This is a genomic window from Sulfitobacter dubius (genome assembly GCF_900113435.1).
Taxonomy (GTDB): Bacteria; Pseudomonadota; Alphaproteobacteria; order Rhodobacterales; family Rhodobacteraceae; genus Sulfitobacter; species Sulfitobacter dubius.
In genome coordinates this window covers 1,542,248-1,567,618 of the sequence record NZ_FOPG01000001.1, presented here as the reverse complement: position 1 = coordinate 1,567,618, position 25,371 = coordinate 1,542,248, and the positions used below count along the sequence as shown (strand labels likewise).

General features: G+C 59.5%; 27 protein-coding genes. 13 read left to right on the top strand and 14 right to left on the bottom strand.

The genetic code is table 11. The annotated features are described in order from the left end of the window. Positions 1-16: 16 nt before the first annotated feature. Entirely contained in the window at positions 17-817 is an 801-nt protein-coding gene (locus tag BM229_RS07640) for an alpha/beta hydrolase (RefSeq protein WP_093926991.1), read from the top strand. Continuing rightward, complete coding sequence (locus BM229_RS07635) at positions 798-1,946, top strand: alpha-D-ribose 1-methylphosphonate 5-triphosphate diphosphatase (RefSeq protein WP_167360208.1); 1,149 nt, start codon at positions 798-800, stop codon at positions 1,944-1,946. Before BM229_RS07640 ends, BM229_RS07635 begins: the two co-directional genes overlap by 20 nt. A gap of 4 nt (positions 1,947-1,950) precedes the next feature. Here BM229_RS07635 and BM229_RS07630 read toward each other — a convergent pair whose 3' ends face one another. The 3 genes from BM229_RS07630 to BM229_RS07620 all read right to left on the bottom strand — a co-directional run bounded on the left by BM229_RS07630 (position 1,951) and on the right by BM229_RS07620 (position 3,819). Beyond that, a complete protein-coding gene (locus BM229_RS07630; protein WP_093926989.1) occupies positions 1,951-3,021 on the bottom strand; it encodes a 5-(carboxyamino)imidazole ribonucleotide synthase in 1,071 nt (356 codons plus the stop codon). Next, positions 3,014-3,499: a 5-(carboxyamino)imidazole ribonucleotide mutase gene (gene purE / locus BM229_RS07625; RefSeq protein ID WP_206054287.1), complete on the bottom strand. Its 486-nt coding sequence runs from the start codon at positions 3,497-3,499 to the stop codon at positions 3,014-3,016. The genes BM229_RS07630 and purE overlap by 8 nt, the downstream gene beginning before the upstream one ends. A gap of 95 nt (positions 3,500-3,594) precedes the next feature. After that, positions 3,595-3,819, bottom strand: coding sequence for a YdcH family protein (locus BM229_RS07620; protein WP_007119020.1), 225 nt, complete (start codon positions 3,817-3,819; stop codon positions 3,595-3,597). A 163-nt stretch (positions 3,820-3,982) separates the two neighbouring features. Here BM229_RS07620 and BM229_RS07615 point away from each other — a divergent pair, with 163 nt between their 5' ends. Then, the gene (locus tag BM229_RS07615) at positions 3,983-4,396 is read left to right on the top strand and encodes an Hsp20 family protein (RefSeq protein ID WP_067267324.1); all 414 of its coding nucleotides are present in this window, start codon (positions 3,983-3,985) and stop codon (positions 4,394-4,396) included. 4 nt (positions 4,397-4,400) lie between these two features. After that, positions 4,401-4,619 carry a DUF1150 family protein gene (locus BM229_RS07610; RefSeq protein ID WP_093926988.1) on the top strand — a complete coding sequence of 73 codons (219 nt, stop codon included), beginning with the start codon at positions 4,401-4,403 and terminating at the stop codon, positions 4,617-4,619. A 259-nt stretch (positions 4,620-4,878) separates the two neighbouring features. On the opposite strand, the gene BM229_RS07605 is transcribed toward BM229_RS07610, so the two are convergent. Beyond that, positions 4,879-6,588: a bifunctional sulfate adenylyltransferase/adenylylsulfate kinase gene (locus BM229_RS07605; protein ID WP_244152133.1), complete on the bottom strand. Its 1,710-nt coding sequence runs from the start codon at positions 6,586-6,588 to the stop codon at positions 4,879-4,881. A gap of 195 nt (positions 6,589-6,783) precedes the next feature. Then, entirely contained in the window at positions 6,784-7,788 is a 1,005-nt protein-coding gene (gene trxB / locus BM229_RS07600; protein WP_093926987.1) for a thioredoxin-disulfide reductase, read from the bottom strand. Between the two features lie 214 nt (positions 7,789-8,002). Between trxB and BM229_RS07595 the strand changes: the two genes are divergently transcribed. Beyond that, positions 8,003-8,503: an Lrp/AsnC family transcriptional regulator gene (locus BM229_RS07595; RefSeq protein WP_093927269.1), complete on the top strand. Its 501-nt coding sequence runs from the start codon at positions 8,003-8,005 to the stop codon at positions 8,501-8,503. 30 nt (positions 8,504-8,533) lie between these two features. Here the strand turns inward: BM229_RS07595 and BM229_RS07590 are convergent, their stop codons facing one another. From BM229_RS07590 to lgt, 5 genes are all read right to left on the bottom strand, one after another. After that, complete coding sequence (locus BM229_RS07590; protein WP_093926986.1) at positions 8,534-9,253, bottom strand: Hint domain-containing protein; 720 nt, start codon at positions 9,251-9,253, stop codon at positions 8,534-8,536. 300 nt (positions 9,254-9,553) lie between these two features. Further along, positions 9,554-9,697 carry a hypothetical protein gene (locus BM229_RS18220; RefSeq protein ID WP_167360207.1) on the bottom strand — a complete coding sequence of 48 codons (144 nt, stop codon included), beginning with the start codon at positions 9,695-9,697 and terminating at the stop codon, positions 9,554-9,556. Positions 9,698-9,971: 274 nt separating this feature from the next. Next, entirely contained in the window at positions 9,972-10,727 is a 756-nt protein-coding gene (gene pgeF, locus BM229_RS07585) for a peptidoglycan editing factor PgeF (RefSeq protein ID WP_093926985.1), read from the bottom strand. After that, positions 10,724-11,782 (bottom strand): class I SAM-dependent methyltransferase, encoded by a 1,059-nt coding sequence (locus BM229_RS07580; RefSeq protein ID WP_093926984.1) that lies wholly within the window; start codon positions 11,780-11,782, stop codon positions 10,724-10,726. Before BM229_RS07580 ends, pgeF begins: the two co-directional genes overlap by 4 nt. Then, positions 11,779-12,663 (bottom strand): prolipoprotein diacylglyceryl transferase, encoded by an 885-nt coding sequence (gene lgt / locus BM229_RS07575; RefSeq protein ID WP_093927268.1) that lies wholly within the window; start codon positions 12,661-12,663, stop codon positions 11,779-11,781. The genes BM229_RS07580 and lgt overlap by 4 nt, the downstream gene beginning before the upstream one ends. A gap of 94 nt (positions 12,664-12,757) precedes the next feature. On the opposite strand from lgt, the gene BM229_RS07570 reads away from it, so the two are divergent. The 5 genes from BM229_RS07570 (at position 12,758) to BM229_RS07550 (ending at position 15,938) form a co-directional block, all read left to right on the top strand. Then, complete coding sequence (locus BM229_RS07570) at positions 12,758-13,000, top strand: accessory factor UbiK family protein (RefSeq protein ID WP_093926983.1); 243 nt, start codon at positions 12,758-12,760, stop codon at positions 12,998-13,000. Between the two features lie 312 nt (positions 13,001-13,312). After that, positions 13,313-13,813 (top strand): type III secretion system chaperone family protein, encoded by a 501-nt coding sequence (locus BM229_RS07565; protein WP_093926982.1) that lies wholly within the window; start codon positions 13,313-13,315, stop codon positions 13,811-13,813. Positions 13,814-13,844: 31 nt separating this feature from the next. After that, positions 13,845-14,660 carry a pyrroline-5-carboxylate reductase gene (gene proC, locus BM229_RS07560; RefSeq protein ID WP_208604034.1) on the top strand — a complete coding sequence of 272 codons (816 nt, stop codon included), beginning with the start codon at positions 13,845-13,847 and terminating at the stop codon, positions 14,658-14,660. After that, positions 14,653-14,991 (top strand): tRNA-binding protein, encoded by a 339-nt coding sequence (locus BM229_RS07555; RefSeq protein ID WP_093926980.1) that lies wholly within the window; start codon positions 14,653-14,655, stop codon positions 14,989-14,991. The genes proC and BM229_RS07555 overlap by 8 nt, the downstream gene beginning before the upstream one ends. Then, positions 14,988-15,938: a 2-hydroxyacid dehydrogenase gene (locus BM229_RS07550; RefSeq protein WP_093926979.1), complete on the top strand. Its 951-nt coding sequence runs from the start codon at positions 14,988-14,990 to the stop codon at positions 15,936-15,938. Before BM229_RS07555 ends, BM229_RS07550 begins: the two co-directional genes overlap by 4 nt. Here BM229_RS07550 and BM229_RS07545 read toward each other — a convergent pair. Both BM229_RS07545 and BM229_RS07540 read right to left on the bottom strand, forming a co-directional pair. Beyond that, positions 15,935-16,516, bottom strand: a complete 582-nt coding sequence (locus BM229_RS07545; RefSeq protein WP_093926978.1) for a thymidine kinase — start codon at positions 16,514-16,516, stop codon at positions 15,935-15,937. The genes BM229_RS07550 and BM229_RS07545 overlap by 4 nt on opposite strands. A 77-nt stretch (positions 16,517-16,593) precedes the next feature. Further along, positions 16,594-17,718: a beta-ketoacyl-ACP synthase III gene (locus tag BM229_RS07540; protein WP_093926977.1), complete on the bottom strand. Its 1,125-nt coding sequence runs from the start codon at positions 17,716-17,718 to the stop codon at positions 16,594-16,596. Between the two features lie 456 nt (positions 17,719-18,174). Between BM229_RS07540 and BM229_RS07535 the strand changes: the two genes are divergently transcribed. The 3 genes from BM229_RS07535 to BM229_RS07525 are packed head-to-tail and all read left to right on the top strand — an operon-like array spanning position 18,175 to position 20,920. Continuing rightward, a complete protein-coding gene (locus tag BM229_RS07535) occupies positions 18,175-19,827 on the top strand; it encodes a Tad domain-containing protein (protein ID WP_167360206.1) in 1,653 nt (550 codons plus the stop codon). Further along, a complete protein-coding gene (locus BM229_RS07530; RefSeq protein WP_244152132.1) occupies positions 19,824-20,357 on the top strand; it encodes a TadE/TadG family type IV pilus assembly protein in 534 nt (177 codons plus the stop codon). The genes BM229_RS07535 and BM229_RS07530 overlap by 4 nt, the downstream gene beginning before the upstream one ends. Continuing rightward, positions 20,354-20,920, top strand: a complete 567-nt coding sequence (locus tag BM229_RS07525; protein WP_093926975.1) for a hypothetical protein — start codon at positions 20,354-20,356, stop codon at positions 20,918-20,920. Before BM229_RS07530 ends, BM229_RS07525 begins: the two co-directional genes overlap by 4 nt. A gap of 108 nt (positions 20,921-21,028) precedes the next feature. Here BM229_RS07525 and carB read toward each other — a convergent pair whose 3' ends face one another. Both carB and BM229_RS07515 read right to left on the bottom strand, forming a co-directional pair. Then, entirely contained in the window at positions 21,029-24,388 is a 3,360-nt protein-coding gene (carB, locus tag BM229_RS07520) for a carbamoyl-phosphate synthase large subunit (protein ID WP_093926974.1), read from the bottom strand. A 154-nt stretch (positions 24,389-24,542) separates the two neighbouring features. Continuing rightward, the gene (locus BM229_RS07515) at positions 24,543-25,328 is read right to left on the bottom strand and encodes an alpha/beta fold hydrolase (protein ID WP_093926973.1); all 786 of its coding nucleotides are present in this window, start codon (positions 25,326-25,328) and stop codon (positions 24,543-24,545) included. Between the last annotated feature and the right edge of the window lie 43 nt (positions 25,329-25,371).

The following is a 25,371-nucleotide window of genomic DNA, read 5'->3' as shown; positions in this document are numbered from 1 at the left end:
AGTCTATCTGAAGGGCATGATGAAACGTCTCTCCTTAATAATTGCCGCCTTTTGGTCGGCGCTGCCGATACCTGTCGCCGCCGAACCCATCGCCGGTCGTTGTGTGGTGCTGTTGCACGGACTGGCCCGGACCGAGGCGTCTTTCGCCGTGATGGAGGCTGCTTTGGCCGCCGAGGGCTACCGTGTGGTACGCCCCGGCTATCCTTCGACCGAGGCCAATATCGCCGAGCTGACCAAGCAAACCCTGCCGCGTGCGGTGGCCGCCTGTGGCGCGGGGCGGATCGACTTTGTGACGCATTCCATGGGGGGCATTTTGCTTCGCGAATGGGTGGCAGAGGCGGGCGCCGATCGGGTGCGGCGCGTGGTGATGCTAGGCCCGCCGAACCACGGCAGTGAAGTGGTTGATGAGCTGGTGGAAAATCCCGCATTTGAATGGCTTAACGGCCCAGCCGGGGCCGAGATTGGTACGGGGGATGAAGCCTTGCCGAACCAATTGCCGCCCGTACCGTTCGAATTGGGAGTGATCGCCGGATCACAGTCGTTGAATCCCTATTTCTCAAGCCTCTTGCCGGGGCCGGATGATGGTAAGGTCTCTGTCGCTTCGACCCGTGTGGCAGGGATGAAAGAGCATATCGTACTGCCGGTGACCCATACATTCATGATGAACAACCCGCGCGTGATTGCGCAGACCATGGCGTTTTTAAGGACGGGCAGTTTCGACCGTTCTATGACGTTTATGGATGGGGTTCTTGAAGCTATCGGCTGCCCTGATGGGGGATGCTTGCCGGGGTTGGGGGATGACAATGCCAAACCTTGATCTGATCGGGGCCGAGGTTCTGCACCCCGAGGGGTTGAGCCGAACGCCGCTTTCATTCGCCGAAGGGCATATCACCGAACGCTCGGCGGGACGGCAGGTTGACCTGACCGGTTTCCAAGTGCTGCCGGGGATCGTTGATCTGCATGGCGATGCGTTTGAACGGCATTTGGCACCGCGGCGGGGGGCGATGAAACAACTCTCCGAAGGGCTGGTATCAGCAGAGGCAGAACTGGCGGCCAACGGAATCACCACGGCTGTGTTGGCGCAGTTCGTAAGCTGGGAAGGCGGGCTGCGCGGGTCTGAATTTGCCAATCAGGTCTTCAACGGTATTCGTGATACGGCCCCCGAACTGGTCACTGATGTTCGTCCGCAACTGCGGTTCGAGACCCATATGCTCGATCTTTATCAGGATCTGCCACAACGGATGGCCGAATGGGGCGTAGGCTATATCGTTTTCAACGATCACCTTCCTCATGATCGGCTGGCGCAGGGCAAACTGCCCAAGCGGCTGGTTGGGCAGGCTCTGAAGGCGGGGCGCAGCCCCGAGACGCATTTGGCACAGATGCAGGACATGCACGCGCGGCGCGAAGAAGTCCCGGCGGCGCTTGATGCGCTTTGCGCAGAACTGTCGCAGCGTGGGATTCGCATGGGTAGCCATGACGATCAAACGCCTGAGCAGCGGGCAGAATGGCGTGCGCGTGGTGTCAGCTTGGCCGAATTCCCCGAAACGCAAGAAGCCGCAGAGGCGGCGCATGCGGCAGGGGATGCAGTGATCATGGGCGCGCCGAACGTGGTGCGCGGCGGCTCGCATAACGGCAATCTTTCGGCGCTTGATTTGATCAGTATGGGGCTGTGCCATGCGCTGGCCTCAGACTATCATTACCCATCCCCGCGGCGTGCGGCGCTTATGCTGGCGCAGAGTGGGCTTTTGGATTTAGCAGGCGCTTGGGCACTTGTATCCTCTGGCCCCGCGCAGGTGCTGGGGCTGACAGATCGCGGCACGCTAATGCCGGGCAAACGTGCCGATATTGTGATCCTCGACAAAGCCACAGGTCGCGTCGCCGCGACATTCGCGGCAGGGCGGGTCAGCTATATGTCAGGGGCGATCGCAGAGCGTTTCGCCGCCTGATCGATCAGTCGCGGGTGATGCGGTTGACGTGGCCCATTTTACGGCCCGATTTAACCTCGGCCTTTCCGTAGAGGTGGATCGCCGTATCGCGCGCGCGGGCAAGCTCCGGCACTTGATCCATATCGTCGCCAATCAGGTTGGTCATCACCACATCCGAATGGCGCGCCCCGTCACCCAAAGGCCACCCAGCCACGGCGCGGACGTGTTGCTCGAACTGATCGATGGCGCAGCCGTTTTGGGTCCAATGGCCTGAGTTATGCACCCGAGGCGCGATCTCGTTCACGATCAGGCCCTGCGGGGTGACGAATAATTCGACCCCCATGACGCCGACATAATCAAGCGCGTTCAAGACCCGACCGGCAAGCAGAACCGCATCGGTACGCTGTGCATTGCTGATCTTTGCGGGGACGGTGGTCGTGTGCAGGATGCCATCCCGGTGAACGTTCTCACCGGGGTCGAAACAAGCCACTTCGCCCGTTGCACTGCGCGCGGCGATGACGGAGATTTCGGCGCTGAAGTTTACGAACCCTTCGAGCACGGACGGCGCGCCGTTCATTTCGGCCCATGCGGCGTCAAGATCGGCATCGTCTTTCAGCCGTGCTTGGCCTTTGCCGTCATAGCCGAAACGCCGGGTCTTGAGGATCGCGGGCGTGCCGATCTGCGCCACGGCGGCTTTCAGTGTTGCAGCGTCAGTGACATCGGCAAAGGGGGCCACCTTCAGGCCGAGGTCGCCGAGGAAGGTTTTCTCGGTCAATCGATCCTGCGAAATCCGGAGCGCCTCGCGGCCCGGGCGGATCGGGGTGATTGCCTCAACCACGTCCAGCGCCTCGGTGGGGATGTTCTCAAACTCGAAGGTCACGATGTCACAGGCGCGGGCGAAAGCCTCCAGCGCTTTGTGGTCGTCATAACCTGCGGTGGTCACCGCATGGGCCACATCGGCAGCGGGCGGGTTGGCACCCGGCTCAAAGATATGGGTCCGAAAGCCTAGCCGCGCGGCGGCGACCGAGAGCATCCGGCCCAATTGGCCGCCGCCCAGAATGCCGATGGTGGCGCCGGTTTGCAGTGGCTCAGTCATGCGGCACCTCGGGGATCGAGGCGCTCAGCGCGTCGCGCCAATCGTCCAACCGCTTGGCCAGTTCCGCATCTTGCAAGGCAAGGATGCCCGCCGCCATCAGGGCCGCATTGGCCGCGCCTGCGGCACCGATGGCCATGGTCGCGACCGGAAAGCCGCGCGGCATCTGCAGGATGGAATAGAGCGAATCCACACCCGAGAGCGCTTTGGTCTGCACCGGCACGCCGATCACCGGCACGCGGGTTTTGGAGGCCATCATGCCCGGCAAATGCGCTGCCCCGCCTGCGCCCGCGATGATGACTTGCAAACCCCGGTCCACGGCCGTTTTGCCATAGTCCCACAGCCGGTCCGGCGTGCGATGGGCGGACACGATGCGCGCCTCAAATGGGATATGAAGCTCGTCCAGCAGGGTCGCTGCTTCGCGCATGGTGGCCCAGTCGGACTGGGACCCCATGATGATGCCAACCGGGGGAGTGGTCATTGCTGAGGGCCTTCTCTTGGTGGATCAGAGCGCGCACTATACCCATCCCGGCCCATGTGGCAACGGCGATTGCCGTGGGCCATAGGGATAATGGGTTAGGCGATAATGTCGGGGGTCAGGCGGTCTTCGATCTGGGCGATAAGATCCTTGAGCCGCAGCTTGCGCTTTTTCAGCCGCTGCAGGGTCAATTGATCGCCAGTTCCTTTCTCAACAAGAGCGTGGATGGCGTCATCCAGATCGCGATGTTCCCGTCGGAAGACCTCAAGCTCAACACGCAGCACTTCATCCGTTTTCATCGACAGATCGGTAGGGGCATTCATGGGTAGGTGATTCCGTTGGGCATCTGAACCTTGAATATAAGCGCTTGAGATCATTTGGCATAGCCCTTGCGCCCCTGCTTAAGCCCCCCCATATTCAATGCAACGGGTTGCCGGTTGCGGGGCCTGTGAAACACTGTCGCTTGACCTGATAAGGACGTGTCGCATGACGAAATTAACGCTTGCCTCTTACCCGCATATGCTTGGGTTTGAACAATTGGAACGGGTGCTGGAACGCAGCGCCAAGGCCGGAAACGAAGGTTATCCGCCGTTCAATATCGAACAAACATCTGACTACAGCTATCGGATCACACTTGCCGTGGCTGGTTTTTCGGAACAGGATCTGTCGATAACAGTTGAGGATAGACAGCTCGTGATCCGTGGGCGTCAGTCTGACGATGGCGAAGACCGGGTGTTCTTGCACCGTGGGATCGCTGCGCGACAGTTTCAGCGCTCGTTCGTACTGGCCGATGGGGTCGATGTGGGCGAAGCCGTTATGGAGAATGGTCTGCTGCATGTCGACCTGACCCGCGCCAAGCCTGAAACAGTGGTTCAAACCATCAAGATCAAGAAGGGGTAATATCATGCAAAACGCAATCACCCACGGGAATGACCGTATGGTCTATGTCAAAACGATCGCTGTCGCTGATCTGCCGCGCGAAGTGCGCGATCAGGCAGAGGGGCTGGAGCTCCTTTACGCGGTCCATGACGCCGAAGGGCAGCAGCTAGCGCTGGTTGGCGATCAAAAGCTTGCGTTCTCTTTGGCACGTGAACATGACTATCGGCCAGTCATGGTGCATTGACGCCATAAGGCATGGCCATCGTCAGAGCCCAAAGCAAGGTCGCAGTTCGCTGCGGCCTTTATTACTGGGAGCGGGCTTATGAAATTTAATTTCGACTCAAGTGAATGCTTTTATCGTATCGGTTGGCGGCGTCATGGCGGCCTATCACCGGACGGGTAATTTGTTTAAAAGCCAAGTTTTCATTTTTGAAATGACCTGACCCCGAAATGCAAAACGCAGCCCCATAGGGCTGCGTTGTCGTTTCAAAGGACAGGGCGGTTTATCCCGTGATCAGCCCCATGTTCTCAAGCTTGAGCAGTACCTGATGCGCGCAGTTGTCGACGTCGACGTTTTCGGTCTCCAGCACCAGTTCGGCATTCTGCGGTACATCGTAGGGATCGGAGATGCCGGTGAACTCTTTGATCTTGCCTTCACGCGCCAGTTTGTAGAGCCCCTTGCGGTCACGGCGTTCACATTCCTCGATAGAGGTCGCGACATGCACTTCGACAAAGGCACCAAAGCTTTCCACATCTTCCCGCACGGCGCGGCGGGTGGCGGCATAGGGCGCGATCGGCGCGCAAATGGCGATGCCGCCATTCCTGGTGATCTCAGATGCCACATAGCCGATGCGGCGGATGTTCAAATCGCGGTGCTCTTTCGAGAAGCCCAATTCAGAGCTGAGGTTTTTGCGGACGATGTCGCCATCCAGCAGTGTCACAGGGCGGCCGCCCATCTCCATCAGCTTGACCATCAATGCGTTAGCAATTGTGGATTTGCCAGAGCCGGAGAAGCCGGTGAAAAAGACCGTGAAACCCTGCTGGCTGCGCGGCGGTTTGGTGCGGCGCAGTTCCTTGACCACTTCGGGGAAGGAGAACCACTCAGGGATTTCCAGACCTTCCTGCAAACGACGGCGCAATTCGGTACCCGAGATGTTCAGGATGGTCACGTCATCTTTGTCTTCAATCTCATCCATGGCCTCATATTGGGCGCGTTCCTGCACCCAGACCATATGTTTGAAATCGACCATTTCGATGCCCATTTCCTCCTGATGCGCGCGGAACAGGTCCTGCGCGTCATAGGGGCCATAGAAATCTTCGCCATTGGAGTTCTTACCGGGGCCAGCGTGGTCGCGGCCGACGATGAAATGGGTGCAGCCGTGGTTCTTGCGGATCAGCCCGTGCCAAACAGCCTCACGCGGGCCGGCCATGCGCATGGCGAGGTTCAAGAGGCTCATCGAGGTGGTGGCAGCAGGGTATTTGTCGAGCACCGCTTCATAGCAGCGCACACGGGTGAAGTGATCGACATCGCCGGGTTTGGTCATGCCGACAACGGGATGGATCAGCAGGTTGGCCTGTGCCTCACGGGCGGCACGGAAGGTGAGTTCCTGATGCGCGCGGTGCAACGGGTTGCGGGTTTGGAAGGCCACGACGCGGCGCCAGCCCAACTTGCGGAAATAGGCGCGCAACTCGTTGGGGGTGTCGCGGCGGCCGCGGAAATCGTAATGCACAGGCTGCTGGATGCCGGTCACCGGGCCGCCAAGATAGACGTTGCCCGCTTGGTTGTGCAGGTAGTTTACCGCCGGATGCGCATCGTCATCGGCGCCGAAAACCTTTTCGGCCTCGCGTGCTTTGTTAGGGGTCCAGCGGTCCGTGACGGTCATGGTCGCAAGGATCACGCCCTCTTGGTCACGCAGGGCGATATCCTGACCCAGTTCGAGGCTTTCGGCAAAGGCTTCGCTGACGTCGAGGTTGATCGGCATGGGCCAGAGGCTGCCGTCGGCCAGACGCATGTTTTCAACGACGCCATCGTAATCTTCCTCGGTCAGGAAGCCTTTGAGCGGGTTGAAACCGCCGTTCATCAACAGCTCAAGATCGCAAATTTGACGCGGGGTCAGGTCAAGGCTGACCAAATTGCCAGCTTCTACCTTCAGTTTTTGTGCGGACTCATAGGAGACATAGAGTTCTGGAATAGGAGCAAGATTACTGGACATTATATCTATCACTTTTCATCAGGTGGCAGGCGGCTTTAGTTGGTCTGCCATAGCTTTAAAGTGCAATAATTGTCTACAGAACCGGGCGTTGATGGTTCGTTAAAGGCGAAAATCCCATAATATTGAGATCGGCCATCATCAGGTTTGGACCGTGCGGCGGAATCCAGAATGATATCCGCCGCACGGGTTTAAGCGTTAAACCTCTTCCTTCACCTCAGCCCCATAGCCAAGCGGAAGAGAGGTATCTTTGCCTTCGTCATCGCCCACTTCGGCAAGGAAACGCTCGGCTTCGAGGGCGGCCATGCAGCCCATGCCCGCGCTGGTCACAGCCTGACGATATTTATGGTCAGTCAGATCGCCCGCGGCAAAGACGCCGGGGATCGAAGTTTCTGTGCTGTCCGGTTTGGTCACGACATATCCGCCCATGTGGGTCTCAAGCGTGTCTTTAACCAACTCGTTAGACGGCGCATGGCCGATCGCCACAAAGACGCCTTTGGCGGGAATATCTGTGATCTCGCCCGTTTTGACGTGTTTCACCTTCACACCTTCGACACCCAGCGGGCTGTCGGTGCCATAAACTTCGTCGAGCTGGTGGAACCACAGCGGTTCGATCTTGGGGTTCTTCATCAAGCGGTCGATCAAAATCTTTTCGGCCCGCAGTTCATCGCGACGGTGGATCAATGTCACTTTAGAAGCAAAGTTGGTCAGGAACAGCGCCTCTTCCACGGCGGTATTGCCGCCGCCGATAACCACAATCTCTTGGCCGCGATAGAAGAACCCATCGCAAGTGGCACAGGCCGAAACGCCGAACCCCTTGAACTTTTCCTCGCTCTCCAGCCCGAGCCATTTGGCCCGCGCGCCAGTGGCAAGGATCACCGCGTCGGCCACATAGGTCGTGCCGCTGTCGCCTTTCGCGTGGAAGGGGCGGCTGGAAAGATCAAGATCGGTGATGATGTCGCCGATGATCTCAGTGCCCATCGCTTTGGCGTGCTCCTGCATGCGGATCATCAGATCGGGGCCTTGAACTTCGCTGTCGCCCGGCCAGTTTTCGACCTCGGTCGTGGTGGTCAGCTGGCCGCCGGGCTCAATCCCTTGCACGAGGATCGGCTCCAACATGGCCCGGCTCGCGTAGACGCCAGCGGTATAGCCCGCAGGGCCGGAGCCGATGATCAGTACCTTGGTTTTACGTGTATCGGCCATCTGGCGCCCCCGGGCTGTCATTGATATTGCCCGCTTCATATAGCGATGGGGAGGGCGCCGTTAAACCCCTGCTGTCGTCTGCGTACATTACGATTATATGAGCAGCGAGACCGATCTGACGGGTGTGCCCGGCAAAGAATATTGCGCTTGTGTGAAACTTTATTGCGTGCAGCCTGTGGGCTGCTATAAGAATCGAAAATTCACTGAGGATGACATGGCGGGTACACGACTAGATCCGATCGACCGGATGATCTTGGCCGAACTGCAATCGGATGGCCGGATGACGAATGTCGAACTGGCCAAACGTGTTGGCATCTCTGCGCCGCCCTGTTTGCGTCGGGTCCGCACGTTGGAAGAGCAGGGCTATATCAAAGGCTATCACGCCGATGTCGACGCGCGCGAACTGGGGTTTGAAGTGCAGGTTTTCGCCATGGTCGGCCTTGCCAGTCAGGCTGAGGTCGATCTGAGCGCGTTTGAAGAGAAATGTCGCAGTTGGCCGCTGGTGCGCGAGTGCCATATGCTTAACGGTGAAGTTGATTTCATCCTGAAATGTGTCGCCCCTGACCTGTCGAGCTTTCAAAGCTTCCTTACCGGGCAATTGCTGACCACGCCCAATGTGGAAAGCGTTAAGACCAGCCTCGTGATCCGTGGTGCCAAGGATGATCCCGGTGTACCCTTCGACGTGCTCGAAGCGCGGCTGTCGACCGCGCCTTAACTTATCCCGCCTTCTTAATCATCTGCCTCCTTAATCGATGGTGCTTTCGTCTGGGCTGTCGGGCGCACGGGGATGGGCCAGCGGGCCGAAATCCGTGCCATGACCAATCTGCGGAAACATTGATAGAAACTGTTCCCGCAGGCTGTGCGAGGCGTCTCGCAGCGCCTGCGCGCCGGGGTGGAATGTCTCCATCTCCAGACCGCTCGCTTTGATCACCGCATGGCGGGACAGGCAGATATGGAACAGGCGCACCGGGGTCGGGGGGGCGACCTCGATCACGTTCACCCCATCCACGAACGCGCGTACCGGCGCAAGAAGCCGAGTACCGCCCGCCTCCGCCCGAAGGTGGTGCGGTGTGTGCAGCACCCGTGCAGCGGGGCCGACGGTGAGAAATGAACTGGGCCGCCCTTCTCCGAAACTGTCGGGCATTATGCGGATAAGAGGCAACCGCCGCCCGGTGTCAGCAGGGACGAAATTACTCGACCCGATCCAAATCAACTGTGCAGGTTCACCCGAAGAGGTGTTGATCATATCGCCGGGCTGAAGGTCTTCGATGGCGATGTCGCCATGCACGGTCTGAATCAAAGTCCCCCGGGCAAAGGCTGCGAATGCGGCTTCGAACAGGGGCAAGACGGGCGCGTTATCCTGACCGATATAGAGCGAACCATCGGCGCGCAGTGCGGCAACTTCGTAGTTGCGCGTTGCTGTGACGGTGGGGTTGCCTGAGTCTTTGGCGGCGGTCGGTGTCATGCAAAACCTCTTGTCGGTCCGTCGCGCCCGGCTTTGCCCGCATCCATGTCGCGGACGTAACACAGTGCAAGTTAACGCGATCCTAAGATCAAAGCGCCATGTTCACCATGCATTGTCAAAGTATCCAGAACATTGCTGCGGCATTCTGCGCCAATTTCTGCTGAAACCGACAGTCTGTTTCCCAACACGGTTCGTCCTTGCCACATTTACACGAAAACGCCCCCCGGCACGAATCAACGTACCGAGGGGCGATCAGTCGCACCGGGCGCCGTGGCGCTGGCGATGCAGGGGAGAAACCTATCAGGCGGTTTTGCGAACCGGCCCGGCACTTGTGCGCTTGGCGATAAAGGCAGCACGCCGTGCGCCCCGGGCCCAAGGCATGACGGTGTCAGACTTTGCAGCGGTCTCGACGACGGACTTGATGAAACGCGGGTTCTTTTTCATGGCTCTGTTCCTCTCGGGTCACGCAGGCATCGTTGCTTGAGTTCACTATCGCAGGGCAATCGGGCCGGTTTTTGACGACGAGAGAGAAACTTACGGAAAATCTTAGATAGGGCACGCGGCAATGCGGCACCCATGCCGTATTTTTGAATCTATTTAATTTCAGTGACTTGCAAAGTTACCCGTGGACAATTCGCCAACTTTACAGCGATTGTTTCGAATTGCTCGGCGCTAATGGGGCGTAAAACTGACGCGCTCTGCCCCAATCCCGCCCTGTTCAGAGCGTGATCGCCGCGAGCAAGCGGCCATAGTCCGCTTCCTTTGCATGGGTGGTGCGGCGATAGGAGTAGAATCGCCCCGGATCGGCATAGGTGCAGTGCCGCGTCCATTCTGCATGACCGACACCTGCCGCGCGCAAACGGTTCAGGCCAAAGCCCGGCAGGTCAAAATGCAGCCGGTCGCCTTCGCCCTGCGCAAAATAGCGGGCGAACTCGGGGTCGGCGTTCATGAAACTGTCTAGAAACTCCGGCCCAACCTCATAGGCGCGTTGGCTGATGGAGGGGCCGATGACGGCCGTGATCTTTTCGCGCTTGGCACCCAGATCGACCATCGCGTCAACGGTCGCCTCAAGTATCCCATCAAGCGCGCCGCGCCAGCCAGCGTGAGCCGCACCGACAACACCGGCTTGCGCATCGGCAAAGAGCACTGGCTGGCAATCCGCGGTCAGAATCGAGAGCGCGATGCCTGGCGTCTTGGTCACCAACGCATCAGCGCGGGGCTTATCATCATAAGGTTCTGTCACCGTAACGACGCTGGCGGAATGCACCTGATGCACCCCCACCAGATGATCCGCAGGCAGACCCATCGCTTCGGCGGCGCGGGCGCGGTTGATGCGCACGATCTCAGATTGGTCAGAACTGCCACTGCCACAATTCAACCCGGCAAAGACCCCAGATGACGCACCGCCGCGTCGGGTGAAAAAACCATGTCGCAGGGGGGCAAGCGCATCTGAGGTGAGAATTTCGAGTGTCATGCTTCTGTTCCAGGGGGCGGGGTCTGACCCTTCGGATAGAGCCCCATCACTTTAAACAGGTTTCCCATTTCCGCCGGGTGCGTCAACCGTCGATGTGCGGCAATGTGGCTGTTAAGCGCCTCTCCGTTCAGCGGTTCGGCTAATTTCTGCGCGCGGGCCGTGATGCCCAAACGCTCTAGGAAAACTCCTTGGGTCACTACGCGGCTATAGCGGCATGGACATGCGCCCGCGAGCGCTTCGAAATCGACATGTGCGGTAATGTCTGCCTTGCCGGGGTTGGCCAGCGGCTTGGCGGGGGCGTGGTCCTCTAACGCTTGCAGCGTGTCGCCAAGCGCACGCCAATCGCCATAATCGATGATTAGCCCCGCGCCGCCGTGGCCTGCGATGCGGCGGCCGACCTCATTCATGACTTTCGTTGCCGGGGCGCATAGTTCGACCAGATCACCGTCTTTGGTATCCTCTAGCCGATGCGCGAGGGCTGGCTGTGGCGCCACCGGAGCAAGGCCGAATGTAAGCTCAGCATCCGTCGCCCCGATGCGCCGCTCTGCCCAGCCTGCGCCATGGCGGATGAATTGGCGGATTGGCAGCACGTCGAAGAATTCGTTTGCGATAAGAAAGAGAGGCGCTTCGGGCAGTTCGGCCACGGTATCAAGGTGCGTAACCTCATGGCCGGCCAATGTCTCGCGTTGCACGCCTCGCAAGGCGGGGGAGGCTTCAATCAATGTTACCTGTGCGGCGGCCAGAAACCCTGGGACTTGCGCGCAGGCACGCAGCACATCGGCCATCAGTGTGCCGCGCCCAGGGCCAAGTTCGGCCAGCGTGAAGGGCGCAGGCGCACCCTGATTCAGCCAGCTTTGCGCCAAGGAGAGGCCGATCAACTCGCCAAACATCTGGCTGATCTCAGGCGCGGTGATAAAGTCGCCCTGCGCGCCAAAGGGTGCGCGTGTCGTGTAGTAGCCCCAGTCGGGATGCAGCAGACAGGACTGCATATAGTCGTCTACCCTCATCGGCCCTTCCAGCGCGATCCGCGCCAGCAGATGATCCTTCAGGCTCATGCCTGCCGCCGCGCTCGGATGATCAAGAAGATGCCAACGGCGATCATCGGCAGCGATAGGATTTGCCCCATGGTCAGCCCCCAGCCGCCGATATGCCACGCCAGCCCCAGCGGGTTGCCGGGGGTGACGAATTGCGCATCCGGTTGGCGCAGGAACTCAACTGCGAAGCGCGCCGCGCCATAGCCCGCAAGAAAGGTGCCGCCGATCAGCCCGGGCATCTTCAGCGCGCCACGTTTCCATGCCATCCAGATTAGCACACCGCCTAGCAGCAACCCTTCCAGCAATGCTTCGTAAAGTTGCGAGGGGTGGCGCGCGCAGATGCCCGCCACGTCGGGGCAGAACTGCGCCGCTTCACCGGGGAAGGCGACGCCCCAAGGCAGGTCGGTCGGGCGCCCCCAAAGCTCGGCGTTGATGAAATTCGCCAGCCGCCCCAGAAACAGCCCCGGTGCCAGCCCCAAGCAGACCATATCCCCGGTTGAGATCACCGGGATGCGATGCCGCCATGTATAGAAGAGCCCGGCCAAAATGACCCCAAGCGCCCCACCATGGAAGGACATGCCGCCTTCCCAAAGCTGCAAGATGGCGGCGGGGTTCGACAGGTAATAGGCTGGTTGATAAAACAGCACATATCCCAAGCGCCCGCCGAGGATTACGCCAAGGATGACCCAAAACAGCAGATCTTCGATCTGTCCGGGCTTCATGACGGGCGTGTCATTCCGCCACAGTTGCGGCTGTTTGACCGCCGCAGTGGCCACGCGCCAGCCCAGCAAAATGCCCACGATATAGGCCAGCGCATACCACCGCAGCGCGAAGGTGGCACCAAACAGGTTAACCGAAAAGATTTCCGGCGCGATATCGGGGAAGGGGAGCATGGCTATCATGTCGCTGATTGAGCAAGGCCGCGCGGGGAAGTCAACCTTGCGAGTAAGGGCTTCGCGCCCCATATAGAGGCTAACAAACCTCCGGAGGCCAGACATGCAGACCCGTAACAAGTTTTTCGACGACGTATCACAGATGATGACAAACGCGATGGGCGTGGCCCAAGGCGCTAAAGACGAGGCCGAGACTGCCATGAAAGGCATGCTTGACCGGTGGTTGGCCGATCGCGATTTCGTCACCCGTGAAGAATTTGACGCTGTGCGCGCCATGGCGCAGAAGGCCCGCGAAGAGAACGAAGTGCTTAAAACCCGGCTCGACAAGCTGGAAGCCAAGGGCTGAGCGCTCAACCACCCCAAAAATTGATCTGCTGCCCCTGCGTGGGGCGGTGATCCTTCCGCTAGCCAGACACCCAAATCTGGGCCGCGCGCAGCATACCCTTCCAAATTCTAGACGTATTCCGCGACTTACCCACAAGTTATTGCGGTTATCCCCTATGATTTGTGGTTATCCCCAAGAAAAAGGTTGCCAGAATGGTCCGCTGGAAGCACCATATATTGTATAGGCGAGGTAAACCTACACGCCTATTTGTGCAGGCTTCCATGGCTGGTGGCGCCCCGGCCCTCCCCATGGAACAGATTGAGAGGTGGCGAAATGGCCCTGTCCGAGCATTACCTTGAAGAAGACATTCACCCCATTGATATCGTTGAAAATCTCGCAGCCCATCACGATTGGGATTTTGACCGCGTCGCGGATGATCAGATTGCCATGGCTGTCGAGGGGCAGTGGCGAACCTATTCCATCACGTTGGCATGGTCAGCCTATGACGAAACACTGCGCCTAATTTGCACCTTTGAGATGGAGCCGCCTGCCGAAAAACTGCCGCAGCTTTACGAATTGTTAAACCTCGTCAACGATCAATGCTGGGCTGGAGCCTTTAGCTTCTGGGCCGATCAGCAGTTGATGGTCTACCGTTACGGGTTGGTCTTGTCGGGCGGTCAGGTCGCGGGGCCAGAGCAGATCGACACGATGATCGGTGCCGCCGTCATGAGTGCGGAACGCTACTATCCCGCGTTGCAATTGCTGGTCTGGGGCGATCAAACCCCCAAGGCCGCGATGGATGTCGCCATTGCAGAGGCTTACGGCCGGGCGTAACAAAGTCCCCGAACAACTTCGGGGGATGACCATGAAAGACGGCAGAGTTGCACGTGATGGCCTAGTTTTGCTGGGCTGCGGCAAAATGGGATCGGCCATGTTGGAGGGCTGGCTGGCGAAGGGGCTGCCTGCAAGCTCGGTTTGGGTCGTGGACCCGAAGCCCTCCGATTGGCTGCAAGGCACCGGCGTGAACCTGAACGCCGATCTGCCTGCTGCGCCAGCGGTGGTGCTGGTGGCAGTTAAGCCCCAGATGATGGCGGACGCGCTGCCGACGCTTCGGGCGATGGGCAATGGTGAGACGCTATTCGTCAGCGTCGCGGCGGGCACCACTATTGGCTATTTCGAAGGCGTCCTCGGAGCCGATACACCGATTGTGCGGGCCATGCCCAACACCCCTGCCGCCATCTCCAAAGGGATCACCGCCATCGTCGGCAACGCCAAGACGGGCAGCCGGTCTTTGGATGAAGCCGAAACGCTGCTGAGCGCGGTGGGCGAGGTCGTCCGCCTGACCGAAGAGGCGCAGATCGACGCGGTCACGGGGGTCAGCGGCTCGGGCCCGGCCTATGTCTTTCACATGATCGAATGCATGGCCGCCGCCGGGGTGGCCCGAGGCTTGCCCGAAGAACTGGCCATGCAGTTGGCCAAGGCAACCGTGGCCGGGGCAGGGGCGCTGGCGATGCAGGCCGAAGAAGACCCCGCCCAGCTTCGCGTCAACGTGACCAGCCCCAATGGCACCACCCAAGCGGCGCTTGAGGTTCTGATGGATGAGGCCGAAGGCTTCCCGCCCTTGTTGAAACGCGCCGTGGCCGCTGCCGCAGACAGATCGCGGGAGCTGGCCAATGGCTGAGATCACTTTCGACGATTTTATGAAAGTCGACATTCGCGTTGGCACGGTCACCCGGGCCGAGGCCTTTCCCGAAGCGCGCAAACCGGCGATCAAACTCTGGGTGGATTTCGGCAATGAGATAGGCGAGCGCAAAACTTCTGCTCAGATCACCGCCCATTACACACCTGAAGCGCTGGTGGGGCGGCAGGTTGTGGCCGTGGTCAATTTCCCGCCGCGCCAGATCGGGCCTTTCATGTCCGAGGTGCTGGTGCTTGGCCTACCGGATAAGGACGGTGAGATCGTGCTGTTGGCGCCAGATCAAAACGTGCCCGAAGGAGGGCGGATGCATTGAAAAAGATATTGATTGCCAGACCTTTGCCCAAGGAAGTCACCGAAGCTTTAAAGGGCTGCGAAGTGACGGTGCGCGAAGAAACCGCGCCGCTTTCGGGCGAAGAAATGCGCGCCGCGCTGCGCGACTATGACGGGGTGATGCCGACTTTGGGTGATGCCTTTTCAGCCGAGGTTTTCGCTGATGTGCCCGAGCCGCGTTGCAAGATCCTCGCCAATTTTGGCGTCGGCTATAACCACATCGACGCGGCAGCGGCCCGCGCGGCGGGGGTGGAGGTGACCAACACGCCCGGCGCCGTCACCGATGCCACGGCGGATGTCGCCATGACACTCATGCTGATGTCCGCCCGCCGCGCCGCCGAAGGGGAGCGGCTGGTGCGCTCCGGCGCTTGGGCGGGCTGGCACCCGACGCAGATGCTGGGGCTGCACCTGACCGGCAAACGGGTCGGCATCGTCGGTATGGGCCGGATTGGTCAAGCCATCGCGCGGCGCTGCCACTATGGGTTCGACATGCAGGTCAGCTATTTCAACCGCAGTGAGAAAGACCTCGATTTCCCCGCTTCCCGTGTCGAAAGCCTGACCGCGCTGGCCGAAGCCGTGGATGTGCTTGTTATCGCCGTGCCCGGCGGCGGCGAGACACGGCATCTGATCGATGAGACCGTTCTCGGCGCGATGAAGCCCCGTGCCCATCTGATCAACATCGCCCGTGGCGATGTGGTGCAGGAGGCCGCCTTGATCGAAGCTTTGCAAGCGGGGCGCATCGGCGGTGCGGGATTGGATGTCTATGAGTTCGAGCCCAAGGTGCCGCAGGCGCTGCGTGATCTCGACAATGTTGTGCTGCTGCCGCATCTCGGCACGGCGGCGCATGAGGTTCGCGTCGATATGGGGCTGATGGCGGTGGCCAATCTGCAAGCCTTCATCGACGGACAGACGCCGCCAAACCGGGTTTAGCCATCGCCCACGGCGGCGCGCCAGTGTTTGCGGCAGAGCGAGACATAGGTCTCGTTCCCGCCGATCTGCACCTGCGCGCCGTCCCGCATGGCCTGCCCTTCGGCATCGCGGCGCACGACCATCGTGGCCTTCTTGCCGCAATGGCAAATGGTGCGCACTTCGCGCATCTCATCGGCCAGCGCGAGCAGGGTGGCGGAGCCGGGGAACAGCTCACCCCGGAAATCGACCCGCAGCCCAAAGCACATGATCGGCACGCCCAGATCATCCACCGCACGGGCCAGTTGCCAGACCTGTTCGACCTCCAGAAACTGCGCCTCGTCGACGAAGATACAGGCGCAGGGGCCTTGCTCCAACCGGCTTTCGATCTTGGCCAGAAGGTCCTCGCCGGGGCCGAAAGTGTCGGCCTCTTGCCCGATGCCAATGCGCGAGGCAATGCGCCCTTCGCCCGCGCGATTGTCGAACTGCGCAGTCAGCAGATAGGGCACCATGCCGCGCTCCACATAGTTGTGTGCCGCCTGCAGCAGCACCGTGGATTTGCCAGCGTTCATGGTGGAGTAATTGAAGTAAAGCTTTGCCATGGGCAGGGTGTTACGCCGCCCATGACAGCGGATCAAGATGCAAACCCCGCCCGATCTCTTGGGCTGGGTGGGACGCGTTAACCGCGCTTTTTGACGATGACCGACCCCACAGAATATCCCGCGCCGAAAGAGCAGATTAGCCCGGTGTCGCCATCCTTCAGATCGTCAGAATTCTTGGCAAAAGCGATGATTGACCCGGCGGAGGAGGTATTGGCGTAGTCTTGTAGAATGTTGGGCTGCTCACCCGTTTCTGGTTCCCGGCCCAGCACCTTGCGGCCAATGAAGTCGTTCATCGATTTGTTCGCTTGATGCAGCCAAATGCGTTTCAAATCTGAGGATTCCAATCCGTTGTGGGCCATATGCCCGCCGATATGATCGGCCACCATGGGCAACACCTCCTTAAACACTTTGCGCCCATTCTGCATGAACTGCATATCGCGCCTGTCGCTCAGCCCGTCGGGACGGGACCGACGGAGGAAGCCGTTGTTGTTGCGGATGTTGTTGGAATACTCCGTCGCACAGCGGGTTGAGATGACATCGAAACAGGGGCCATCGGTATCCTCGGCGCGTTCCAGCAAAGTGGCTGTAGCGACATCGCCAAAGATGAAGTGGCAATCCCGGTCGCGCCATTCGAGGTGGGCTGAGCAAATCTCAGGGTTCACCACCAAGGCGGAGCGGATGGAGCCGGAGCGGATCATATCCGCCGCAGCTTGGATGCCGAAGGTGGCCGAAGAGCAGGCAACGTTCATGTCAAAAGCAAAGCCCTTGACCCCAAGCAGGTCCTGAATTTCGATCGCCACGGCGGGATAGGCGCGCTCTAGATTAGAGGCGGCACAGATTACTGCATCTACATCGGCGGCGGTTTTGCCCGCAGCGGCAAGCGCCTTCTGCGCGGCATCAATGGCCATTTCGGCCATCAACGAGGGTTCCTCGTCCCGGCGCTGCCGCAAGAGGGGGTGCATGATATTGGGGTCGAGAATGCCGGATTTGTCCATCACATAGCGCTGCTCGATCCCGCTGGCCTTGACGATAAACTCTTCCGAAGAATGTGCTTTGGCCTCAACTGTACCAGCCTCAATCGCCTCGGCATTCTCGGCGTTGTAGAGGTCCGCATAGGCGTTAAACGCTTCGACCAGTTCGGCATTGGTGATGGTTTGATGGGGCGTGAAAACGCCCGTACCGGTGATGGCGGCTTGATACATCGCTGTTGTCCCTTTCTCACCAACGGCATGGCTGGTCTACTAAAGCTGAGCAGCCCCGAAAGTTTTGCAAGGGGCATCTGCATGGTCGTCACGCCAAGGTATAGGCGGTCTGAACTGGGGTAAGTGCCCATTTTAGCGAAACTACATCAGACTTGCCACGGCTTTGACAGACCCGGCGTGGGAATGCCGCTACAGTCACGACTTTGATCGCGCCGTCGCGGTCGCGCCATCTTGACTATGCAAACGATAGGGCGCAGTCATCGGACATTAACGATCATTAATTATTCGATGATATTACGAGTTATGCCCTAGAGCCGAAGAATTCGGCGACGATAATGCGGGCCTTGTTGCCCCGGATTTCGTAACGCATAGAGCAAAAGAACTCTACGATCTTAACCTCCGTAGACGAGGGATGGCATGAGGCGCAGCGCTAAAACAACTATGTTTATCGGGCGGATGAAGCATTTTCGCAAGGATGAGAGCGGCGGCATGCTGATCCTTATGCTTGCGATTTTTTTCGGCATAACGATCTTTGGCGGGCTCGCGGTTGATCTGGCGAACCACGAGCGGACGCGGACCACCTTTCAAACCCATCTCGACAATGCGGTTCTGGCCGCGGCGAGCCTGTCGCAAGAGCTTGACGCTGAAGAGGTGGTGCGCAGCTATCTTTTGTCGGCGGGGTTGGACCCAAGTGAAGTCGAAATCGATACAAGTGAAGAGAAAATTGGCGGCATTCTGGTGGGGCGGACGGTCGAAGCCTCTTTGCCTGCGGGGCTGAATACCTATTTCTTTCGTTTCTTCGACATCGAAACGCTTGGCATGACGATCAGCTCCGAAGCGACAGAGCGGGTAGAAGATATTGAAATTTCTCTCGTGCTGGACGTTTCTGGCTCAATGGGGGAACGGACCAGCGACCGGAGCGGGATCAAACTGGACCTTCTCAAGAACGCAGCCAGCGATTTTGTTGAGACCATTCTGAGCGATTCCGAAGAAGGGCGCGTCTCAATCTCGATCATCCCTTATTCGACCAAAGTGAACGCAGGGGCGAATTTACTAGGACAATATACCACCACCAGCGAGCACAACTACTCGCACTGTGTGGATTTTGAAGCGAATGATTACAGTCTGATCTCGCTTGATCCCACGCGCCAGTTGCAGCGCACCGGGCATTTTCAATTTCAGAGCATGTCGACCTCGGATCAAAGCAGGGGGCAGTGGGTTTGTCGCTATGATGCGGGCTTTGCGATCACGCCATTGTCCAATTCGGTCGCCGCACTGAAGGCGCAGATTTCTGCGTTGACCGCCGAAGGGTCAACGTCAATTGATGTGGGCGCAAAATGGGGGCTGGCATTACTTGACCCATCTGCTCAAGCTCCGGTTTCGGGCTTGATTGCCTCCGGCGTGGTGGGGGCAGAGTTTCAGGGACGTCCGCATCCGCACGGTGCCGAGAACAGTATGAAAGTCTTGGTGTTGATGACCGACGGCGAGAACTTTCCAGAGTATCGTCTTGAGCCCGAGTATGCCTCTGGTCAGTCGGATGTCATCCGCACCACGTACAATAATTCAAGCCGGTTCTATGCTGTCGATGCCCCAGAGGGGAGCAATGCGAACGATGGCCGAAGCCCGAATTCGGAGCGCTATTTTTATGCCGTTCACCCCTTCAGTTCGAGTCGGATGTGGGACGACAATACAATGCGCGATCATCCAGACCTTCGGTCCTATAGAAACTACCTAGAGGAAGAGTATTTGGACTGGCCAGAGGTTTGGGCAGAGATGTCGCCCTACTACTACGGCTATAATCTCTATGGGAAACGCTCGAACTATAGCAACTACTGGAATTACTACATGCAGCAATTCTGGGGTAACATGCATGATACGATCAGCGCGGGAGAAAAAGACCGTCGGCTGCGTCAAATCTGTGGTGCGGCCAATGATGCTGGGATCGTAATTTATTCCATCGGCATGGATGTCGACAGCACAAACTCGCTCAACCTTTTGAAAGATTGCGCCTCTTCAGAGACCCATTATTTCAACGTCGAGGGGCTGGAAATTCAGACTGCATTCGACATGATCGCCGCGTCTATTTCTATGTTGCGGTTGACGAAATGATCCCGGCATTCCTTAAAAACCGCTTTCGCAAATCAGAGGACGGGGGCGTGACGATTGAGTTCGTCATTCTGTTTCCCCTTGCGCTCTACTTCTTCTTTCTTGCACTTGAGACTGGCCTGTGGAGCGCGCGTGAGATCATGCTGCGCCGGGCGACCAATCTGGCGGTGAGGGACGTGCGTTTGTCCACGGGAAATACGCCGAATTATGAGGCCATGAAAACGCTGATTTGCGAGCGGTCTGTTTTCCAAGCTGGCTGTCTTGAGGGCATCCGCATCCAGATGGAAGCTATGCCCGTTGCCGATTGGGCCGATCTGACGGGGCCTGCCCCCTGCGTAGATCGGACTGAAGATTATGACGCCGCAAACGATTACAAACCCGGCCAGCAGAACAACCTGATGATGATGCGGGTCTGCCGGTTATTTGATCCGCTTTTGCCGGGAACGGGGTTGGGGCGTCAATTGCCCGAAGGATCTGATGGGGAATATGGTGTGCGGATCACCACCGCCTTCGTGACGGAGCCGCGCGGATGAAGCTTTTGGGCAAACTACAGTGCTTTTACCAAGACGAAGAGGGCAGTCAGACGATTGCCTTCCTTGTGTTGTTGCCGCTTTTGGTCTGGTCGATCATGGCGATGCTGACCTTTACAGACGCCTTTCGCGTGCGGGGCATGGCGACGGATGCCACTGCCGTCATCGCGGATAGCCTCTCGCGTCAAACCACCCCGATTGACATGGATGATCTACGTGGATTTCAGGCCGTCGGCGAACGTTTGACAGGCTATCAGGTTGCGTTGCGTGTGACCCAAGTGCGCTGTGTTCGGGACTGTGCTGATCTCAACGGCCGGACCCTACGGGTTGATTTCTCCCGCGGGATAGATCTGGATAGCCTCGGCAATCAGGATTTCACCGCCGGTGAATCCCGTCAGCGTGTGCCGCTTATGGCTGAAGGTGACCGTTTGGTGTTGGTTGAGACATCATTCATCCACGAACCTATCGCGCAAATCGGGCTTGAGGGCAGGGAGGTCAGTGTATCTCACGCCACCCGCATGCGATTTTCGCCGCAGCTTTGTTGGGAACAATGTACAGTTAGCTGATACCGCCCGAGCAGAATTAGCAAAACTGCGATGCGCGGAACCTGCCGATCTATGTCGCTGGTTCTGCGCCTTTCGTATCAGGGCCGCCCGCCGGACGGCCCCGCTCTCTTAGCCCTGAAGCGCTTTCACACCAATCGCATCCTCAGCCTGTGCTTTGATCGCCAGAGCGGCGGCATGGGCGCCAGCGGCGGTGGTGAAATATGGGATCTTGTCATAAAGCGCGATGGAGCGGATGGACTTGCTGTCTTCGACGGCCTGTGCACCTTCGGTGGTGTTCATCACCAGATGCACATCGCCGTCTTTCATCAGATCGGTGATGTCCGGGCGGCCCTCATAGACCTTGTTCACCACATCGCAGGCGTGACCGTTCTCGGTAAGCCATTCCGCAGTGCCGCGGGTGCCGATTAGGGTAAAGCCTTGGGCAAGCAAGATTTCTGCCGCATCCAGCATGCCTTGGCCCTTGTCCGCATCTTTGACTGAAAGGAATGCGCAGCCCTTACGCGGCAGCGGGTTGCCTGCGCCCATCTGCGCCTTGAGGAAGGCGCGGGGGAAGTCGCGGTCCCAGCCCATGACCTCACCCGTAGAGCGCATTTCCGGCCCCAGCAGCGTGTCGACACCGGGGAAGCGGGCGAAGGGCAGCACGGCCTCTTTGACTGAGAACCACGGCATGTTGGGATCGGCCAGCGTCATCGGGTCGCCCAAGGGCAGGGTGTCTTCGTAAGCGGCAGAGGCGTCATAGGGGGCGCGCAGGGGGAAGTTGCTGAGCGGCTCCCCGGCCATGATCCGTGCGGCGATGGAGGCAATGGCAGAATCGGTCGCCTTGGCCACGAAGGGCACCGTGCGCGAGGCGCGGGGGTTCACTTCGATGAGGTAGATCTCGCCGTCCTTGACCGCGAACTGGATGTTCATCAGGCCCACGACATTGAGCGCCAGCGCCAGTGCGCGGGTCTGCTCTTCGACTTCGGCGATGATTTCGCGGGGCAGGGAGTAGGGCGGCAGGGAACAGGCGCTGTCACCGGAGTGCACGCCCGCCTCTTCGATGTGCTGCATGATGCCCGCGACATGGACGTTTTTGCCGTCGCAGAGCGCGTCGACATCCAGTTCGACCGCGCCCGACAGATAGCTGTCGAGCAGGACGGGGCTGTCGCCCGAGACGACCACAGCGTTGGTGATGTAACGTTCAAGGCTGGCTTGGTCGCGCACAATCTCCATCGCGCGGCCACCCAGAACATAGGAGGGGCGGATCACCAGCGGGAAGCCGATCTCCTTGGCGATCTCCATGGCTTCGGCGTCGGAATGGGCGATGCCGTTGTGCGGCTGCTTGAGGCCGAGGTTCAGCACAAGCTGCTGGAAACGCTCGCGGTCTTCGGCCAGATCAATCATGTCGGGCGTGGTGCCGAGGATCGGGATGCCCGCCTCTTGCAGGCCATTGGCAAGCTTCAAGGGGGTCTGGCCGCCGAACTGGACGATAACGCCGTGCAGTGTGCCATTCTCCTGCTCGACGCGCAGGATTTCCATGACGTGCTCAAAGGTCAGCGGCTCGAAATACAGCCTATCGCTCGTATCATAGTCGGTCGAGACCGTCTCGGGGTTGCAGTTGACCATGATGGTCTCATAGCCCGCGTCGGTCAGTGCATAGCAGGCGTGACAGCAGCAATAGTCGAACTCGATGCCTTGACCGATGCGGTTCGGGCCACCGCCGAGGATGACGACCTTTTTGCGGTCCGACGGGCGCGCTTCGCATTCGGCTTCGCCCATGAGCGGGGTCTCATAGGTGGAGTACATGTAAGGCGTCTGCGCCTCAAACTCGGCGGCGCAGGTGTCGATGCGTTTGAAGACGGCTTTGACGCCGAGAGCCAGTCGCGCGTCGCGAACCTGCGCCTCGCGGCTGTCGGTCAGCATGGCGAGCCGGGCATCGGTGAAGCCCATCATCTTCAACTCGCGGAAGGTATTGGCATCGTCGGGCAGGCCGCTGGCGCGGATGCCTTCTTCGGCTTCGATGATCTCGCGGATCCGGGCAAGGAACCACGGGTCGAACATGGTATGCGCGTGCAGATCGTCGTCGGACATGCCGTGACGCATCGCTTGGGCAATGGTGCGCATCCGGTCGGGCGTGGGGGCCGACACGGCTTTGATAAGCGCCGCCATATTCTCTGGCGCGTCGCCGGGCAGGTCGCTGTTGAGACCGCTGATGGCCACCTCGTCAAAGCCGGTGAGGCCCGATTCCATCGACGCCAGCGCCTTTTGCAGGCTTTCGTGGATGGTGCGGCCGATGGCCATGGTCTCGCCAACCGATTTCATCGCGGTGGTCAGGTAAGGCTCGGCTCCGGGGAATTTCTCGAAGGCGAATTTGGGGATCTTGGTGACGACATAGTCGATCGACGGCTCGAAAGAGGCGGGCGTGACGCCGGTGATGTCGTTGTCGAGCTCGTCCAGCGTGAAGCCCACGGCGAGCTTCGCCGCGATCTTGGCGATGGGGAAGCCGGTCGCCTTGGATGCCAGTGCCGAGGAGCGCGACACGCGCGGGTTCATCTCGATCACGACCATGCGGCCATCGGCGGGGTTCACGGCCCATTGCACGTTGGAGCCGCCGGTCTCCACCCCAATCTCGCGCAGCACGGCGATCGAGTGGTTGCGCATGATCTGGTATTCTTTGTCGGTGAGCGTCAGGGCCGGGGCCACGGTGATGCTGTCGCCGGTGTGCACGCCCATCGGGTCGATGTTTTCGATCGAGCAGACGATGATCGCATTGTCGGCAGTGTCGCGCACCACCTCCATCTCGTATTCCTTCCAGCCGAGCAGCGACTCATCGACGAGGATTTGCCCCATCGGCGAGGCGTCCATGCCCGAGCGGCAGTAGAATTCGTAATCCTCGCGGTTGTAGGCCACGCCGCCGCCGGTGCCGCCCATGGTGAAGGCGGGGCGGATGATGGCGGGCAGACCGACGTATTCCAGCGCCTCAATGGCGAGGTTCACGCCCGCGGCGAGGTCTTTCTTACCGTCTTCGCGTTTGGGGGCGGTGACGATGGTGGCCTTGGGGTTTTCGATGCCCAGACGGTCCATCGCCTCGCGGAAGAGCTTGCGATCTTCGGCCATCTCGATGGCTTCGCGCTTGGCCCCGATCATCTCGACGCCGAATTTCTCAAGCACGCCCATCTCTTCGAGCGCGAGCGAGGTGTTAAGGCCCGTCTGGCCGCCCATGGTGGGCAGCAGCGCATCAGGGCGTTCTTTTTCGATGATTTTGGCGACGATCTCGGGTGTGATGGGCTCGATATAGGTGGCATCGGCGAGCCCGGGATCGGTCATGATCGTGGCCGGGTTGGAGTTGACGAGGATGACGCGATAGCCTTCCTCTTTCAGCGCTTTACAGGCTTGTGCGCCGGAGTAGTCGAACTCGCAGGCTTGTCCGATGACAATCGGCCCCGCACCAATGATCATGATCGACTGGATGTCGGTACGTTTCGGCATGGCGGCCCCCTAAATTTGCAAATTGTCCTGCCTTATAGGCAAGGCGGCTCTGGCTGCAAGGGGGGAATGGCCCTGAAGACCCGAGAAATAAGGGTCGCGCTGTGGCTTCAACCGCTAAGGGTAGCGTTTTAGTGCTTCTAGGGGACTGATTGGATCAGCTTGGCAGGGCGGAACGTTCGGTATTAAGGAAAATGCGCAGTGTCGCCTCGAACTCGCGGGGTTTTTCAGCGTGGAGCCAATGCCCCGCGCCGGGAATTTTGGCAAAGCGCGCTTGCGGAAAAAGCGCCTTGATCGCCTCGCGGTGATCGGGCTGAACATAGTCCGAGGCACCCCCCGAAAGGAACAGGGTCGGCCCCTCGAACTGCCCGCTCACATCCTCGGGCCAGCCGACGATCTTTGGCATCTCCGCCTCAAGCGCGTCGAGGTTCAGCCGCCAGCGCTTGCCGGGCAGGTCGAGCGATTGGGTAAAGAAGCTCTGCAACGCCCGCTCCACCCCCGCCTCGGCCAATTGCGCCTCGGCGTCCGAGCGGCGCTCGACACGGCTGAGGTCCACGCCGCGCATGGCGTCGATGAACATCTGTTGGGTGTGGCCGTAAGCGACGGGCGCGATGTCGGCGACGATCACGCGGCGCAGCAACTCAGGCCGGGTCAGCGCCAGCATCATCACCGCCTTGCCGCCCATGGAGTGACCGCAAATGTCCACCGGGCCGCCAAGATGGGTGATCACTTCGGCCAGATCTTGCGCCATTTCGGGGTAGCTGTGGGTGTCGTGATGCGGGCTGCTGCCGTGGTTGCGCATGTCGACGGTGACAACATGACGCTCGTCTGACAGGCGTTTGGCGATCACGCCCCAGTTGCGGCCAGAGCCATAGAGGCCATGGACGATCAGCAGAGTCGGGCGGTCGGCGGCGGCTTCGCCATATTCGGTGTAATTCAACATGCGGTCAAATTACGGGCATTGCAGGCCGGGGACCAGAGCGATT

What these genes read in the sequence shown, in the direction of transcription:
- BM229_RS07640 (WP_093926991.1), top strand. Translation starts at nt 17, where the DNA reads ATGATGAAACGTCTCTCCTTAATAATTGCCGCCTTTTGGTCGGCGCTG.
- BM229_RS07635 (WP_167360208.1), top strand. Translation starts at nt 798, where the DNA reads ATGACAATGCCAAACCTTGATCTGATCGGGGCCGAGGTTCTGCACCCC.
- BM229_RS07630 (WP_093926989.1), bottom strand. Translation starts at nt 3,021, where the DNA reads ATGACTGAGCCACTGCAAACCGGCGCCACCATCGGCATTCTGGGCGGC.
- purE (WP_206054287.1), bottom strand. Translation starts at nt 3,499, where the DNA reads ATGACCACTCCCCCGGTTGGCATCATCATGGGGTCCCAGTCCGACTGG.
- BM229_RS07620 (WP_007119020.1), bottom strand. Translation starts at nt 3,819, where the DNA reads ATGAATGCCCCTACCGATCTGTCGATGAAAACGGATGAAGTGCTGCGT.
- BM229_RS07615 (WP_067267324.1), top strand. Translation starts at nt 3,983, where the DNA reads ATGACGAAATTAACGCTTGCCTCTTACCCGCATATGCTTGGGTTTGAA.
- BM229_RS07610 (WP_093926988.1), top strand. Translation starts at nt 4,401, where the DNA reads ATGCAAAACGCAATCACCCACGGGAATGACCGTATGGTCTATGTCAAA.
- BM229_RS07605 (WP_244152133.1), bottom strand. Translation starts at nt 6,588, where the DNA reads ATGTCCAGTAATCTTGCTCCTATTCCAGAACTCTATGTCTCCTATGAG.
- trxB (WP_093926987.1), bottom strand. Translation starts at nt 7,788, where the DNA reads ATGGCCGATACACGTAAAACCAAGGTACTGATCATCGGCTCCGGCCCT.
- BM229_RS07595 (WP_093927269.1), top strand. Translation starts at nt 8,003, where the DNA reads ATGGCGGGTACACGACTAGATCCGATCGACCGGATGATCTTGGCCGAA.
- BM229_RS07590 (WP_093926986.1), bottom strand. Translation starts at nt 9,253, where the DNA reads ATGACACCGACCGCCGCCAAAGACTCAGGCAACCCCACCGTCACAGCA.
- BM229_RS18220 (WP_167360207.1), bottom strand. Translation starts at nt 9,697, where the DNA reads ATGAAAAAGAACCCGCGTTTCATCAAGTCCGTCGTCGAGACCGCTGCA.
- pgeF (WP_093926985.1), bottom strand. Translation starts at nt 10,727, where the DNA reads ATGACACTCGAAATTCTCACCTCAGATGCGCTTGCCCCCCTGCGACAT.
- BM229_RS07580 (WP_093926984.1), bottom strand. Translation starts at nt 11,782, where the DNA reads ATGAGCCTGAAGGATCATCTGCTGGCGCGGATCGCGCTGGAAGGGCCG.
- lgt (WP_093927268.1), bottom strand. Translation starts at nt 12,663, where the DNA reads ATGATAGCCATGCTCCCCTTCCCCGATATCGCGCCGGAAATCTTTTCG.
- BM229_RS07570 (WP_093926983.1), top strand. Translation starts at nt 12,758, where the DNA reads ATGCAGACCCGTAACAAGTTTTTCGACGACGTATCACAGATGATGACA.
- BM229_RS07565 (WP_093926982.1), top strand. Translation starts at nt 13,313, where the DNA reads ATGGCCCTGTCCGAGCATTACCTTGAAGAAGACATTCACCCCATTGAT.
- proC (WP_208604034.1), top strand. Translation starts at nt 13,845, where the DNA reads ATGAAAGACGGCAGAGTTGCACGTGATGGCCTAGTTTTGCTGGGCTGC.
- BM229_RS07555 (WP_093926980.1), top strand. Translation starts at nt 14,653, where the DNA reads ATGGCTGAGATCACTTTCGACGATTTTATGAAAGTCGACATTCGCGTT.
- BM229_RS07545 (WP_093926978.1), bottom strand. Translation starts at nt 16,516, where the DNA reads ATGGCAAAGCTTTACTTCAATTACTCCACCATGAACGCTGGCAAATCC.
- BM229_RS07540 (WP_093926977.1), bottom strand. Translation starts at nt 17,718, where the DNA reads ATGTATCAAGCCGCCATCACCGGTACGGGCGTTTTCACGCCCCATCAA.
- BM229_RS07535 (WP_167360206.1), top strand. Translation starts at nt 18,175, where the DNA reads ATGAAGCATTTTCGCAAGGATGAGAGCGGCGGCATGCTGATCCTTATG.
- BM229_RS07530 (WP_244152132.1), top strand. Translation starts at nt 19,824, where the DNA reads ATGATCCCGGCATTCCTTAAAAACCGCTTTCGCAAATCAGAGGACGGG.
- BM229_RS07525 (WP_093926975.1), top strand. Translation starts at nt 20,354, where the DNA reads ATGAAGCTTTTGGGCAAACTACAGTGCTTTTACCAAGACGAAGAGGGC.
- carB (WP_093926974.1), bottom strand. Translation starts at nt 24,388, where the DNA reads ATGCCGAAACGTACCGACATCCAGTCGATCATGATCATTGGTGCGGGG.
- BM229_RS07515 (WP_093926973.1), bottom strand. Translation starts at nt 25,328, where the DNA reads ATGTTGAATTACACCGAATATGGCGAAGCCGCCGCCGACCGCCCGACT.